Source organism: Mesorhizobium sp. 10J20-29, assembly GCF_054130485.1.
Genome location: NZ_CP199156.1, coordinates 3,070,771 through 3,084,380, shown reverse-complemented (window position 1 = coordinate 3,084,380; position 13,610 = coordinate 3,070,771). Strand labels below are relative to the sequence as shown.

Below are 13,610 nucleotides of genomic sequence, written 5' to 3'. Positions count from 1 at the left end.
GCGGGAGCTGGTCAACTCGATTGGCCGGCCAGGTTCAACTGCGTCGGTCGTCAAGGTCCAGTGCGTGGTGCGGCACAAAAGGAAAGGGCCCGCGCTCGAAGAGCGCGGGCCCAATCACTTCAGACTGTCAGCCTAGACGGATCAACCGCCGAAGTTGGCCTGGAGGCGGAGGAAACCACCCCAATGATCAGCATTGTCCTGATCGAAATTGTCGACATAGACGACTTCCGGGATGATGTGGAAGTTGTGCACCAGCTCGTAATCGACGTTGGCTGCGACCGAGAAGTTCTCGTAGTCGTCGTAGCCGACTTCGAAGTTCATCGTAGCCTTCTCGTTGAACTTCCAAGCGCCGCCGACCCAGACAGCCCACGAACCGCCCCAGGGAGCGTAGAAGTTCGGGTCGTTGAAGTCGGCATCAGCCGTATCGTAGCCGGCCATAACGAAGAGCGAGATCATGTCGTTGGCATTGAAGTCAACGCGACCCTTGAAGGCGCCTTCTTCGTAGACCGAGTCGTAAGCGGCGACGAACGAAACGCCACCCCAGCCACCGGTGTAGCCGATGCCGCCAACCACGTTAGGCACATAGCTGTCCAGCGTGTAGGTGACGCCGTTGGCTTCTTCGAGAGCAACCGCGGCGTTGAAGCCGTTGCCGCCGTTCCAGCTATAGGCGATCTGGTGGGTGTCGAACGGACCGTAAGGAACGAGACCGTCGTTCGAGACGCCCGACGAGTAGCCGGTGAAGGTCGAGAACAGCGAGTCGGTCTTGCCGACGCGGAAGCCGCCGAGCTCGATATAGGCGTGGTTCAGAGCCCAAGTGTTGGCAGTGTTCGTGAACCAGTCAGGAGTGTACGGACCGTCGTCGGTGACCTGGACGTCCCAGTTGAAGTTGACCTGGGCATAGATGCGCAGGGTGCCGAGTTCGGTTTCCGAACGGGCGTCTGCACGCAGCGCGAAACGGGCGCGCTTATCGTAGGTGTCGTTCCAGTCCGGACCCCCATCCCCTTCGAACCACCAACCCTTGTCAACAACGTCCTCGTTGCCGAGGTAGCCGACGCCGATGTCGTAACGCAGGTAGCCGGAAACCTTCAAGCAGGTCTCGGTGCCCGGGATGTAGTAGAAGCCGACGCCGTAGGTGTCGCAGATGCGAACGTATTCCATCGGCTCGGGCTCAGCGATCACGACCGCATCGGCGGCGCGTGCGCCGGATACTGCGACGAAAGCCGCAGCGGAGCCGAGAAGCAGGCTCTTGATGTTCATTTTCTGACCTCCAGTCAAAAGTTAAAAAGCGGGTCTGGGTATTTTTTTGCTGAAGGACAGCGTTCCCTGCCCCATCCCCAATTACTGAAAAAGACGCACACCGCGCGGCTCCTTCGAACCCGACATTACTCATGGAGCGCCGCGGTTCAATCACCATCTGGCCCGGTTTGCCCTCCCTGCGCCGCTATCCCGAAGCGATGTTGCACAAATGACACGATTTGCCGGGGGGCGGAAAGGTTCGGTTAACTATCAGGCGTCCCAAACGGGCATCGGGGGCCATTCCATCACTACGGGCAGCGAACCGGCAGGCGATGATTCCACCGGCAGGGCCTGCAAATGCAGGGTAATGCGTCCGATTCGCCGAATTATCGGCTTTCTGGCTCCCGGCTTATTGATTGTGCGCGGCGTTTTCTTTATCCACCGCGGCAACGGAGAGGTGGCCGAGTGGTCGAAGGCGCTCCCCTGCTAAGGGAGTAGAGGTCAAAAGCTTCTCGAGGGTTCGAATCCCTTCCTCTCCGCCAGCCCGGGTTGCTCTTTGCATTCCCCGGAGATTCGTTCGAAACTCGCGCTGGCGACCTTGCCTTCCTATGGCACTGGATTCGGCACCCCCTTGTTGGTAGGCAGACCCCATGAGCAGATTACCCCCCTCCTTCGCGAAGCATCTCAAGCAGGCCAGCCGTCCCGTGCAGCGTCAGGCTCCGTCGAGAAACGGCATCGACCAGGCATTGCAGATGGCCAAGGCGCATCACGACCGCGGAGAATTCAGGCAGGCCGAAAAGCTGTGCGTGGCGGTCCTTCAGCGCGAGCCCCGCAATGCCCAGGCGCTTCTGCTGTCGGGCTCTCTGGCCGGTGCAGTCGGCGACCTCCCATTGGCCATTACCTTCTTCAAGAAGGCCGTCGAGGTGAAGCCGAATGCCGCCGAAGCCCACATGGTGCTGGCGGGAACCTGCGAGGACGCCCGCGAGTTCGATGACGCGATAAAGCACTTCCAGCGGGCCTTGGCGCTGAAACCAGGACTTAGTGGGGCCTATTGCTCGCTTGGGCGGTGCTACACCAGATCGGGCAATGCCGAGCTTGCGTTGCCGGTATTCGAGAAGGCGCGGAAGCTGCTGCCCGACCACCCGACCGTACGCTTCGACCATGCCACTGCGCTGATCAGCCTCGGCAGGATGGAGGAGGCGGCGGAGCTGCTGCGCGAGAGCATTTCCAAGGGTTTCAGCGTTGCGGCCTCGCTGAGGTCCCTTGCGGACACGAAGAAGTTCTCGACCGAACCTGCGGAGCTGGGTTCAATCCTGAAGGAACTCGAGAAGCCGGACCTCGAGACCAAGGAGATCGTTCTGTTGCACCATGCCGCAGGCAAGATCCTCAACGATCTCGGCCGCAGCGACGAGGCGATAGACGAATTCCAGGCCAGCAAGCTTGCGAGCGGCCACGCCTTCGATGTCGAGGCTTATCGCCGCCGGGTCGACACGTTGATCGCCGCCTTCACGCCGGCCTTGTTGAAGTCGAAGGAAGGTTTCGGCGATCCCTCCGAGGTGCCCGTCTTCATCGTCGGCATGCCGCGCTCGGGAACCACGCTGACCGAGCAGATCTGCGCCAGCCACCCCGCCGTCCATGGTGCAGGTGAACTGACGAAGCTGAGCTTTGCGCTGCAGCGTATCGGCTATGGCAGAAGCCCAAACGGCGCGATCCAGAAGCATCCGCAGGCGCTCACGATGGCCGAATCGCAGTCAGCAGCGCGGGAATATCTGGGCTATCTTCGAGGCCTTGCTCCGTCGGCGGCTCGCATCATCGACAAGATGCCGCACAACTTCCAGCATGTTGGCATGATCGCGCTGGTCTATCCGAATGCGAAGATCATCCATTGCACGCGCGATCCGATCGACAACTGTATCTCGTGCTTTTTCAACACCTTCAACGAAAAGCACGGCTACAATTCCGACCTCGAGACGCTCGGCCTCTACTACCGCGAATACGAGCGGCTGATGCGCCACTGGCACGAACTGCTGGGCGACCGGATATACCGGTGCAGCTACGAAACAATGGTGGCCGACCAGGAGGCCGAGACACGGCGGCTGATCGACTTCCTCGGCCTGCCCTGGGACGATGCCTGCCTGCGCTATTACGAGAACGAGCGTTCGGTCATCACACCGAGCCGCTGGCAGGTCAGGCAGCCGATCTACGCATCGTCGGTCAAGCGCTGGAAAAAATACGAGAACAAGATCCAGCCGCTGATCAAGTCGCTGGGCGACCTAGCCGAAGTATAGCCCGCGACTGGGTCTGCAAATCGTACAGCGGAACCTGTTGCCCCATCAGCCTGCAGACGATCGCTGATCGGCATTGAATTTTTCTTGCGCTACATAAGGTTTGGAAGCTCATGACCCGCCTGCAAGGAAAGTCTGCCCTCATCACGGGCGCAGCGCGCGGCATCGGTCGCGGCTTCGCCGAGGCCTATGCGCGCGAGGGCGCGACCGTTGCCATCGGCGACATCAATCTCGAGGCCGCGCAGGCCGCCGCGGCCGCCATCGGGGACGCCGCCTATGCGGTAGAGCTCGACGTGACGCGGCAGGACAGCATCGACGCGGCCGTCGCGGCCGTGGTCGCACGGGCTGGCAAGCTGGACATCCTGATCAACAATGCCGCGCTCTTCGACGCCGCCGAGACAGTCGACATCACCCGTGCGAGCTACGAAAAGCTCTATGCCGTCAACGTGGCCGGCACGCTCTTCACCATGCAGGCCGCCGCCAGGCAGATGATCGCCCAGGGCCATGGCGGCAAGATCATCAACATGGCCTCGCAGGCCGGACGGCGCGGCGAAAGCCTGGTCCTGGTCTACTGTTCGACCAAGGCGGCGGTGATCTCGATGACGCAGTCGGCCGGGCTGAACCTGATCAGGCACGGCATCAACGTGAACGCCATCGCGCCCGGCGTCGTCGACGGCGAGCACTGGGAGCATGTCGATTCGATGTTTGCCAAGCTGGAAGGCAAGAAGCCGGGGCAGAAGAAGGCGGAAGTGGCCGCGGGCGTGCCGGCCGGCCGTTTCGCGACGCCCGACGACCTCACCGGCATGGCGGTTTTCCTCGCCTCGTCCGAGGCCGACTACATCGTGTCGCAGACCTACAATGTCGATGGCGGCCAGTGGATGAGCTGAGACGCTACGCGTAGGCTTTGGTTGCCGAACGCTGTCTGAGCCGGCCGAACAGGATTGGCGCAAGGTACCGCCCTGCCCTCGCCTGAGCCTGAGCCGGAGCAGGAAACCCTGGTCGGGCAGCCCTGCTATTGCCGCTTGCGATAGATGAAGTAGCGATCTTCGGCGATGCCCGCCGGCAGCGGCAGCGGCTCGAGCGACGGATGCTTCAGCCTCACGCCGCTCGCCGCAATGCCCCCAGGACCCAGCAGTTCCACGGTGACTTCAGGCAGCCAGGCGAGGTTGACCAGGTCGAGATCGTCATAGCCGCTGCCGATGTCGGCATGGACCAGCGCCGCGCCGATGCCGAAGAACGCCTTCGCCGTCGCGTCGATCTCGCCGATGACGAGGTTTTCCGGCTCCGGCGTCGAAGCCTTGTGGGCGCCGAGCGCACGGTCGAAGGCGACAATGCGCCGGCCCGGGAGACGCTCGCGCAGATGGTCGTAGGTACGACCGTTGCCGAGGCCGAGCTCGATGACGACGCCGTCGGGCAAGGGCATGTCGCGGCAGATCATGTCCAGAATCTCGCGCTGGGCGACGAGGCGACGGATGAAACTGTCGAGGCGGCTCATGCGGAAACTCGCTTGCGGCTGGTGCGGCGACCGACCGGCCGCTGCGCGGAGCCATGCCGGTTTCGGCCCGGCGGATCAAGCGGAATCCGGCAGAGCCCATCTGGGGACCGGCAGCAGCCGGCCCTTGTCTTGCCGGCGCCATTCGTGTGTTCTTGGCGGCGGAGGACGCGGCTGAATGGCTTCCATGCGCTCGGTGCTGAGGGAACTGGCGAACAGGCGGGCTGTGCGCATCGCAGCCTTGGCCGCGCTGCCGGTGCTGCTGTGCATCGCAACGGTGCTCGGCGTCCGCGTCTATGATTCGCTTACCGGTCCGCCGCTCGAGCCCTGGCACACCTTCGTGCCGGAAGAACTGTCCGTCGCCGAGATCGACGCCACGGACTGGCAGGGCTATCTCGGCGCCGAAGAGACGATCTTCCAGTCGATGAAGGCCGAGGTGACCGATCAGTTGCCGGTCGAGGACCAGGTACCGGAAAACCGGTACTTCGAGGGTAGCGCGCTCTATCCCGGCAAGTTCGCGACCAACTGGAACCGCTCCTACGAGCTGGCGCCCGAAGGCGTGCCGACCGGCGCCGCGGTGCTGCTGCACGGGCTGACCGACAGTCCCTACAGCATGCGCCATTTCGCCGAGCACTATCGCGACATGGGTTTCCTGGCGGTGGTGCCGCGCATGCCGGGCCACGGAACGGTTCCGGGCGGCCTGACCGAAGTGGAATGGGAAGATTGGATGGCGACGACGCGGATGGCCGTGCGCGAGGCGATCCACAAGGCCGGGCCCTTCGTGCCGCTGCATATCGTCGGCTATTCGAATGGCGGCGCGCTGGCACTGAAGTATACGCTCGACACGCTGGACAGCCCGGAGGACCAGCGCCTGCCCAAGCCCGACCGCCTCGTGCTGGTGTCGCCGATGATCGGCGTCAGCGCCTATGCCCGGTTCGCCGGGCTGGCTGGGCTGCCGGCGGTCTTCCCGGCTTTCGTCAAGGCGTCCTGGCTGTCGGTGCTGCCGGAGTACAATCCGTTCAAGTACAACTCCTTCCCGGTCAACGGTGCGCGCCAGTCATACCAGCTGACGATGGCGCTGCAGCGGCAGATCGGCAATGTGGCGCGCAGCGGCAAGATCGCGGACCTGCCGCAGATCCTGACCTTCCAGTCGATCGTCGACGCGACGGTCAATGTCGGCGCGCTGATCAACGTGCTCTACGCCCAGCTGCCGGCCAACGGCAGCGAACTGGTGCTGTTCGACATCAACCGGGCGGCCGAGTTCGGGCCGCTGCTGAACAAGGGCGCGGAAGGGCTGATGCGCCAGATGATGCCACCCGCCGAGCGGCGCTACCGCTCGACCATCATCTCCAATGTCGGGCCGTTGACCGCCGAGGTTGCGGAAAACGTGACCGAAGCGGGCACGGTCGCCGAGCATTCGCGGGCGCTCAGGCTCTATTATCCCGAGAACACCTACTCGATGTCGCACCTGTCACTGCCCTTCCCCGTCAAGGATTCGCTCTATGGCGAGAATCCCAACCCGGACGAGAATTTCGGCATCCATCTCGGCCGGCTGGCCTGGCACGGCGAGGAAAACGTACTGGTCGTGCCGCCAGGCTCGCTGCTGCGCGTCACTTCCAACCCGTTCTTCCCCTTCATGCTGGAACGCATCGACGGCATGATCGACAGTTTCGCGCGCACGGGTTCGTAGATCGGCCTGCGGGATGCATGCACGCCTAGGGATCAGGCGCCCGGCCCGTCCGCCAGCGAGATCGAGTAGTGCGGCAGTTCCGGCTTTTTCTTCCTGCGCCAGGGCCGCAGGCGGTCCTTCAGCCTAACCCTGTCGACCGGCTTTTCGTACTGTGGAGCGGGCAGCCCGGCGAGCGCGTAGTATCGGTCGAGAATATCCGTCTTCAGCAGATCCCGTTCCTGCGGATAGAAGCTGAAATGCGCGGCGATGAGATCGCCGAAGATCCTGCCCGGGCGGTCGAGTATCGTCGGCAGCGAAGCCGAAAGCCATTCTTCCTCCTCGCCGCCCATGGCGTGGAAGAGATCGCCCAGATCGACGATCTCCGACCCGAAGAAACCGATCGCGTTGATGGAAAGGCGGGCAAGCCGCACCTCCCTGTCCGGCACCCTGAACTGCGCCAGCCGGCCGCTTTGCGCCGCCTCGATCAGCACCGGATGCATTGCCGCGGGGAAGCTCGCATGGGCCCAGGCCGACGGGCACATGGCCTGGGCGGTCACAGGCCCTTCCACCCTTACCTGCGACAGGTGCTTGATCAGCGTGTTGCAGAGCGCGTTGTTGATGACGAGCGGTGCAAACCACAATGCCGCGCCGCGCTGCGCCAAGGCCCGCTGGAGAAAGCGCGCCAGGAAACCGGGCTCGAGATAGACCACATCGTCGTCGAGGCGCAGGTAGAAGGCCTCGGGGTCGTCGCAGAATCGGAAGAACTCACCGATGACGTTGAAGCCGCCATCGGCGCTGTCAAGCTGCTTGATCTTGCAGCGAGGGTCGGAAGCTGCGAGCTCGTGCAGGTAGCGGCGGTCATGCTCGTTGCGACAATTGTCCCAGAGGTGCCACTCGTGGACCACCGGCTCGCCCAGCACATAGTGGGCCAGCAGTCGGAGGTAGCGCTCGCGGCCGGCCGGCGTGACAACGATCAGTTTGGCGGGGTTGCCAATTTCGGAAGGGTCATGCATCTGGTCGGCGTGCATATACCGACTCCCAAGGATCGACAATCATTGGCGGCGTTGCGGAAATGGAACTTCTGGTCGGGCCTTGGCCAACCAGCGCACCCACCGCGATGAAAAGGCGAGCGCTCGTCAATGCCGGCTGACTCCCCGCATCGGAACCTGGTTATCGTAAGAGCTGGCGATTCCTCGCTGCACAGGGGCTGGGGCGCCGACCATCCGGCCTGCCGCTTCGACCTCATCGTCAGCTACTTCGGCGACGATCCCGACGCCTATCGCCTGCCCCGCGAAAACAGGGTCGATTTCAAGGGTGGCAAGTGGGACGGCATCCACGCGGTGCTGGCTGAGCGGCCCGAATTGCTGGAGCGCTACGACTATTTCTGGTGCCCCGACGACGACATCGAGGCGGACCGTCAGACAATCGAGGCTATGTTCGACCTGACGTGCGAGCACAAGCTAAGCATCGCCCAGCCTTCGCTGACGCTCGACAGCTACTATTCGCATCTTTCGATGCTGAACTGCCGCAGCTTCCGGCTGCGCTGGAGCGACACAATCGAAATCATGGCGCCCTGCATCCACGCCGACACGCTGAGGATCATCCTGCCGCTCTTCGCCAACTCAATGAGCGGGTTCGGGCTGGATTCGCTATGGACCCGGCTCGAGCCGGACAATTTCCGGAAGGCGGCGATATTCGACATGCTTGTGATGCGTCATACACGGCCGGTGGGCATCGTTCTGGCCTCGGCGATGGAGAGGTTCGGTCGCTCGCAACAAGCCGAACTGCAGGATCTGCAGCAGCGCTACGGGCTCGGTACGCTCTTTCCGACCTGCTATGGCGCGATCGACATGAACGGCCGGGAATGGCGCTGGCCGGGAGCCATCGGCATTCGCATGGCGCTCGACTACCTGATGGCGCAGTCGCAAATGCGACAGAAGGATCGCCTCATCAAGGCGCTGCGCAGGCTGGTACGCAGGCAGTGGTCGAAGCCGGCCGAACTGTCGCAGATCATTCTGGACAAGGCATGACGCAGGACACCCTCGACGACGCGTTGCTGAATGAAGCCGCCGTGGTGATCGTCGGCGCCGGGTTCTATGGCGCCACGCTTGCCGAACGTATCGCGGCCAAGCTGGGGCGGCGCGTGCTGCTGATAGACCGGCGCAACCACATCGGCGGCAATGCCTATTCCGAGACCGATCCGGCGACGGGCGTCGAAATCCATCGCTACGGTCCGCATCTCTTCCATACCTCGAACGAGGAGGTCTGGGCCTATCTCGGCCGCTTCAGCGGCTTCAGCAACTACCGGCATCGCGGCTTCACGACCTACCGCGACAAGGTCTATCCGGTGCCGATCAACCTGGCGACGATCTGCCAGTTCTTCGGACGGAAATTCAGCCCGGACGAGGCGCGCGCGCTGATTGCCGAACAGTCCGCCGGACTCGGCGACGGGCAGCCGGCCAACCTGGAGGAAAAGGCGATCTCGCTGATCGGCCGACCGCTCTACGAGGCGCTGATCCGGGGATACAGCGCCAAGCAGTGGCAGACCGATCCACGCGAACTGCCGCCGCAGATCATCGCCCGGCTGCCGGTGCGCTTCACCTTCGAGGACGGCTATTTCACCGACCGATTCCAGGGCCAGCCGCTCGACGGCTACACGGCGATCTTCGAGCGGATGCTTGCGCATCCACTGATCGAGACCAGGCTCGGCATCGACTTCTTCGACCTGAAGGAGCGCATTCCGAAGGATGTCCCGGTGGTCTATACCGGGCCGATCGACCGCTATTTCGACTTTGCCGAAGGCGATCTCGGCTGGCGCACCATCGACATCGAACTCGAGGTGAAGGAGACGCCGGACTACCAGGGCGCGGCGATCATGAACTATGCCGACGAAGAGGTGCCCTACACGCGCATCATGGAGTTCCGGCACTTCAACCCGGAACGCCCGCACACCATACCCAAGACATTGATCGGACACGAATACTCCCGATTCGCGGGGCGCGGCGACGAGCCCTACTACCCGATCGACACGGGCAGCGACCAGCAGCTCTACCGGCGCTATCTCGAACGCAGCACGGATGAGCCGAACGTGCATTTCGGCGGGCGGCTCGGCACCTATCGCTACCTCGACATGCACCAGGCAATCGGCGCGGCGCTGAAGGCCTTCGAGACCGTGTTCGAGCCCTATTTCGGCGGGCAGTTGGACAGCGTATCGCGCCGCAAGGGCTGAGGCTGGAAGTCGTGTCGCTACCGCATCCTGCTGCACCCGTCAGGGGCTCAGAGGCCCTCCAAAAGCGGGTCTGGCGAGCAAACCAGCACGACCGCAATTGCCTGCAACCGCACGGTGCAGCGCAGCAATTTCCGGGCGCTTCGCCGGCAAAACCCTTGCTGCGCAACGCTCCGCGCCCGGCCCGACCTTCCCCAGGGTCCGGCACTAGAATTTCACCCCCGATTCGGGCTATGGTTGCAAGGTAATCCGACGGTCAAGCACGGTCGGGGTACGAGGGAGGAACCGGGGCATGGCCATAGCGCTTGTACTCGTTCTGGTGGTGGCGGGGTCGATCCTGTTTCACCTCTACAGTCCCTGGTGGTGGACGCCCATTGCGTCGAACTGGGGCTACATAGACCAAACGCTGATCGTTACATTCTGGATCACCGGCGCCGTGTTTGCGGCCGTCGTGCTGTTCATGGCCTATTGCGTGTTCCGCTTCCGGCACAAGGACGGCCAGAGGGCGGACTACGAACCGGAAAACCGCAAGCTCGAGACCTGGCTGACCGTCATCACGGCCATTGGTGTGGCAGCCATGCTGGTACCCGGCCTTTTTGTCTGGAACCAGTTCGTGCAGGTGCCGGACGACGCCACCGAGGTCGAGGTGGTCGGCCAGCAGTGGCAGTGGAGCTTCCGCCTGCCGGGCGCCGACGGCAAGCTCGGCAAGTCGGAGACGCGGCTGGTGTCGGCGGACAATCCGCTCGGGCTGATCCCCGACGACCCCAACGGCCAGGACGACGTCGTGGTCGAGGCGGCGGATCTGCATCTGCCGGTCGGCAAGCCGGTGAAGATGCTCTTGCGGTCGATCGACGTGCTGCATGATTTCTACGTGCCTGAATTCCGCGCCAAGATGGACATGATCCCCGGCTCGGTGACCTATTTCTGGTTCACGCCGACGCGGACGGGCACCTTCCAGGTGCTGTGCGCGGAACTGTGCGGCCAGGGCCACGCCTACATGCGCGGCGGGGTGATGGTCGACACCGAGGAAGACTATGTCGCCTGGCTCGGCGAGCAGCAGACATTCGCGCAATTGACGGCGCCGGAGCAGACAAGCCTGGCGGATTAGGGTGCCCGCTGCCCGCACCGGGCAGCGGCGGGAGGATACGAACGGAATACGCCGCATGCGGCCCGAATATCGACGGTCGCCGGCGACGCAGAGGGAGGCGTTCACATGGTCGATGTCACACCCGGCGCCATTGACGGGATTCCGCCAGCCGAAGTTCCCGAGATGGATCTCTACCATCCGCACGGCTGGTGGACGAAGTATGTCTTCTCGCAGGACGCCAAGGTCATCGCCATCCAGTATTCCGGAACCGCGATCGCCATCGGCATGGTGGCGCTGGTGCTGTCCTGGCTGATGCGCCTGCAGCTCGGCTTTCCCGGCACGTTCGATTTCATCACGCCCGAGGCCTATTACCAGTTCATCACCATGCACGGCATGATCATGGTGGTGTACCTGCTGACCGCGCTGTTCCTCGGCGGCTTCGGCAACTACCTGATTCCATTGATGGTTGGCGCTCGGGACATGGTCTTCCCCTATGCCAACATGCTGTCCTACTGGATCTACCTGCTGGCGGTGCTGGTACTGGTGGCAAGCTTCTTCGCACCGGGCGGCCCGACCGGCGCCGGCTGGACGCTCTACCCGCCGCAGGCGATCATGTCGGGTACGCCCGGTGGCCAGCAGTCAGGGATCATCCTGATGCTGGTGTCGCTTATCCTGTTCGTGATCGGCTTCACCATGGGCGGACTGAACTATGTGGTCACGGTGCTGCAGGCGCGCACCCGCGGCATGACGCTGATGCGGCTGCCGCTGACCGTCTGGGGCATCTTCACCGCAACCGTGATGGCGCTGCTGGCCTTCCCGGCGCTGCTCGTCGCCTGCATCATGATGCTGTTCGACCGGCTGCTCGGCACCAGCTTCTTCATGCCCGCGGTGGTCGAACTCGGCCAGCAGCTGCAGACCAATGGCGGCAGCCCGATCCTCTTCCAGCACCTGTTCTGGTTCTTCGGGCACCCGGAGGTCTACATCGTCGCGCTGCCGGCCTTCGGCATCGTCTCCGACCTGATCTCCACCCATGCGCGCAAGAACATCTTCGGCTACCGGATGATGGTCTGGGCGATCGTCGGCATCGGCGCGCTGTCCTTCATCGTGTGGGCGCACCACATGTATGTCAGCGGCATGGACCCGTATTTCGGCTTCTTCTTCGCCACCACGACGCTGATCATCGCGGTGCCGACCGCCATCAAGGTCTACAACTGGGTGCTGACGCTGTGGCGCGGCGACATCCACCTGACCATCCCGATGCTGTTTGCGCTGGCCTTCATCGTCACCTTCGTCAATGGCGGGCTGACCGGCCTGTTCCTCGGCAATGTGGTGGTTGACGTGCCGCTGTCGGACACGATGTTCGTGGTGGCGCATTTCCACATGGTGATGGGCGTGGCGCCGATCACAGTCATTTTCGGCGCGATCTATCACTGGTACCCGAAGATCACCGGACGGATGCTGAACCAGGCGCTCGGCCAGTTCCACTTCTGGGTGACCTTCGTCGGCGCCTACCTGATCTTCTTCCCGATGCACTATGTCGGGCTGATGGGCGTGCCGCGGCGCTATTCGGAGCTCGGCGACATGGCGCTGATGACGGAATCGGCCCACCAGCTGAACGCCTTCATCTCGATCATGGCGTTCATCGTCGGCTTCGCGCAGTTGGTCTTCCTGTTCAACCTGATGTGGAGCATCCGGCACGGCAAGGAGGCCGGGCCCAATCCGTGGCGGGCTACCACGCTCGAATGGCAGACCGAGCACACGCCGCCGCAGCACGGCAATTTCGGCAAGCAGCTGCCGATCGTCTACCGCTGGGCCTATGACTACAGCGTGCCCGGCGCCAAGGAGGACTTCATCGCCCAGAACGACCCGGGTGAATACGGGTCCCCGGGAGGCCACGCATGACCGTCATCGTGGTCGTGCTGATGGTGGTGTTCGGCATAGCCGGCTGGTGGCTGTCGCAGCAGCGCTTGATGTCGAAACCCTGGCTGGAGGCCGGCTCGGTCGCCGCCTTCCCGGGCACCGAGTCCGGATCGATGCCGATGGCCAAGGTCGGTCTCGGCGTCTTCCTGGCGGTGGTCGGCTGCCTGTTCGCGCTGTTCACCAGCGCCTACTCGATGCGCATGGAATATGCCGACTGGAGCGCGCCGCCGGTGCCGCCCCTGCTGTGGATCAACACCGGCATCCTGCTCCTGTCGAGCGTGGCGCTGCATTGCGCCCTGATCGCGGCGCGCAACGGCCAGACCGAGCTGGTGCGGCTGGGGCTGGCGACCGCCGGGCTGACGGCGATTGCCTTCCTGATCGGCCAGGTCGTGGTCTGGCGGGAACTTGAGGCGAATGGCCATTTCCTGACCGCCAACCCGGCCAACGCCTTCTTCTACCTGATCACCGGCATGCATGGCCTGCACATCCTGGGCGGGCTGGCGGGGCTCGCCCGCACAACGTCGCGCGCCTGGGGGCCGGACCCGGCGCGGGCGAAACTGACGCTCAGCGTCGAGCTTTGCGCCATGTACTGGCATTTCCTACTGATCGTCTGGCTGGCGCTGTTCCTGGTACTGGCCGGGTGGGCCGAACGTTTCATCGGCGTTTGCCGCCAATTGCTGACCTGAAAGGACCAA

General features: G+C 63.4%; 11 protein-coding genes and 1 tRNA gene. 9 read left to right on the top strand and 3 right to left on the bottom strand.

What is annotated here, in order from left to right; genetic code table 11:
* Nucleotides 1-141 precede the first annotated feature (141 nt).
* Nucleotides 142-1,257: a porin gene (locus tag ACT2BZ_RS14735; RefSeq protein ID WP_457935887.1), complete on the bottom strand. Its 1,116-nt coding sequence runs from the start codon at nucleotides 1,255-1,257 to the stop codon at nucleotides 142-144.
* 430 nt (nucleotides 1,258-1,687) lie between these two features.
* Here ACT2BZ_RS14735 and ACT2BZ_RS14730 point away from each other — a divergent pair.
* From ACT2BZ_RS14730 to ACT2BZ_RS14720, 3 genes are all read left to right on the top strand, one after another.
* A tRNA-Ser gene (locus ACT2BZ_RS14730) sits at nucleotides 1,688-1,778 on the top strand.
* Between the two features lie 108 nt (nucleotides 1,779-1,886).
* The gene (locus ACT2BZ_RS14725) at nucleotides 1,887-3,524 is read left to right on the top strand and encodes a tetratricopeptide repeat-containing sulfotransferase family protein (protein ID WP_457935886.1); all 1,638 of its coding nucleotides are present in this window, start codon (nucleotides 1,887-1,889) and stop codon (nucleotides 3,522-3,524) included.
* 110 nt (nucleotides 3,525-3,634) lie between these two features.
* A complete protein-coding gene (locus ACT2BZ_RS14720; protein ID WP_457935885.1) occupies nucleotides 3,635-4,408 on the top strand; it encodes an L-iditol 2-dehydrogenase in 774 nt (257 codons plus the stop codon).
* A gap of 125 nt (nucleotides 4,409-4,533) precedes the next feature.
* Here ACT2BZ_RS14720 and ACT2BZ_RS14715 read toward each other — a convergent pair whose 3' ends face one another.
* Complete coding sequence (locus ACT2BZ_RS14715; protein WP_457935884.1) at nucleotides 4,534-5,016, bottom strand: class I SAM-dependent methyltransferase; 483 nt, start codon at nucleotides 5,014-5,016, stop codon at nucleotides 4,534-4,536.
* 175 nt (nucleotides 5,017-5,191) lie between these two features.
* Between ACT2BZ_RS14715 and ACT2BZ_RS14710 the strand changes: the two genes are divergently transcribed.
* Nucleotides 5,192-6,703: an alpha/beta hydrolase gene (locus ACT2BZ_RS14710; RefSeq protein WP_457935883.1), complete on the top strand. Its 1,512-nt coding sequence runs from the start codon at nucleotides 5,192-5,194 to the stop codon at nucleotides 6,701-6,703.
* A gap of 32 nt (nucleotides 6,704-6,735) precedes the next feature.
* Here ACT2BZ_RS14710 and ACT2BZ_RS14705 read toward each other — a convergent pair whose 3' ends face one another.
* Complete coding sequence (locus ACT2BZ_RS14705) at nucleotides 6,736-7,710, bottom strand: hypothetical protein (RefSeq protein WP_457935882.1); 975 nt, start codon at nucleotides 7,708-7,710, stop codon at nucleotides 6,736-6,738.
* A 111-nt stretch (nucleotides 7,711-7,821) separates the two neighbouring features.
* Between ACT2BZ_RS14705 and ACT2BZ_RS14700 the strand changes: the two genes are divergently transcribed.
* The 5 genes from ACT2BZ_RS14700 to ACT2BZ_RS14680 all read left to right on the top strand — a co-directional run bounded on the left by ACT2BZ_RS14700 (nucleotide 7,822) and on the right by ACT2BZ_RS14680 (nucleotide 13,601).
* Nucleotides 7,822-8,712 carry a hypothetical protein gene (locus ACT2BZ_RS14700; RefSeq protein WP_457935881.1) on the top strand — a complete coding sequence of 297 codons (891 nt, stop codon included), beginning with the start codon at nucleotides 7,822-7,824 and terminating at the stop codon, nucleotides 8,710-8,712.
* Nucleotides 8,709-9,911 carry a UDP-galactopyranose mutase gene (glf, locus tag ACT2BZ_RS14695; protein ID WP_457935880.1) on the top strand — a complete coding sequence of 401 codons (1,203 nt, stop codon included), beginning with the start codon at nucleotides 8,709-8,711 and terminating at the stop codon, nucleotides 9,909-9,911. Before ACT2BZ_RS14700 ends, glf begins: the two co-directional genes overlap by 4 nt.
* Before the next feature lie 289 nt (nucleotides 9,912-10,200).
* A complete protein-coding gene (gene coxB, locus ACT2BZ_RS14690) occupies nucleotides 10,201-11,016 on the top strand; it encodes a cytochrome c oxidase subunit II (protein ID WP_457935879.1) in 816 nt (271 codons plus the stop codon).
* 105 nt (nucleotides 11,017-11,121) lie between these two features.
* Entirely contained in the window at nucleotides 11,122-12,897 is a 1,776-nt protein-coding gene (gene ctaD, locus ACT2BZ_RS14685; RefSeq protein ID WP_457935878.1) for a cytochrome c oxidase subunit I, read from the top strand.
* Nucleotides 12,894-13,601, top strand: coding sequence for a cytochrome c oxidase subunit 3 (locus ACT2BZ_RS14680; RefSeq protein WP_457935877.1), 708 nt, complete (start codon nucleotides 12,894-12,896; stop codon nucleotides 13,599-13,601). Before ctaD ends, ACT2BZ_RS14680 begins: the two co-directional genes overlap by 4 nt.
* Nucleotides 13,602-13,610 lie beyond the last annotated feature (9 nt).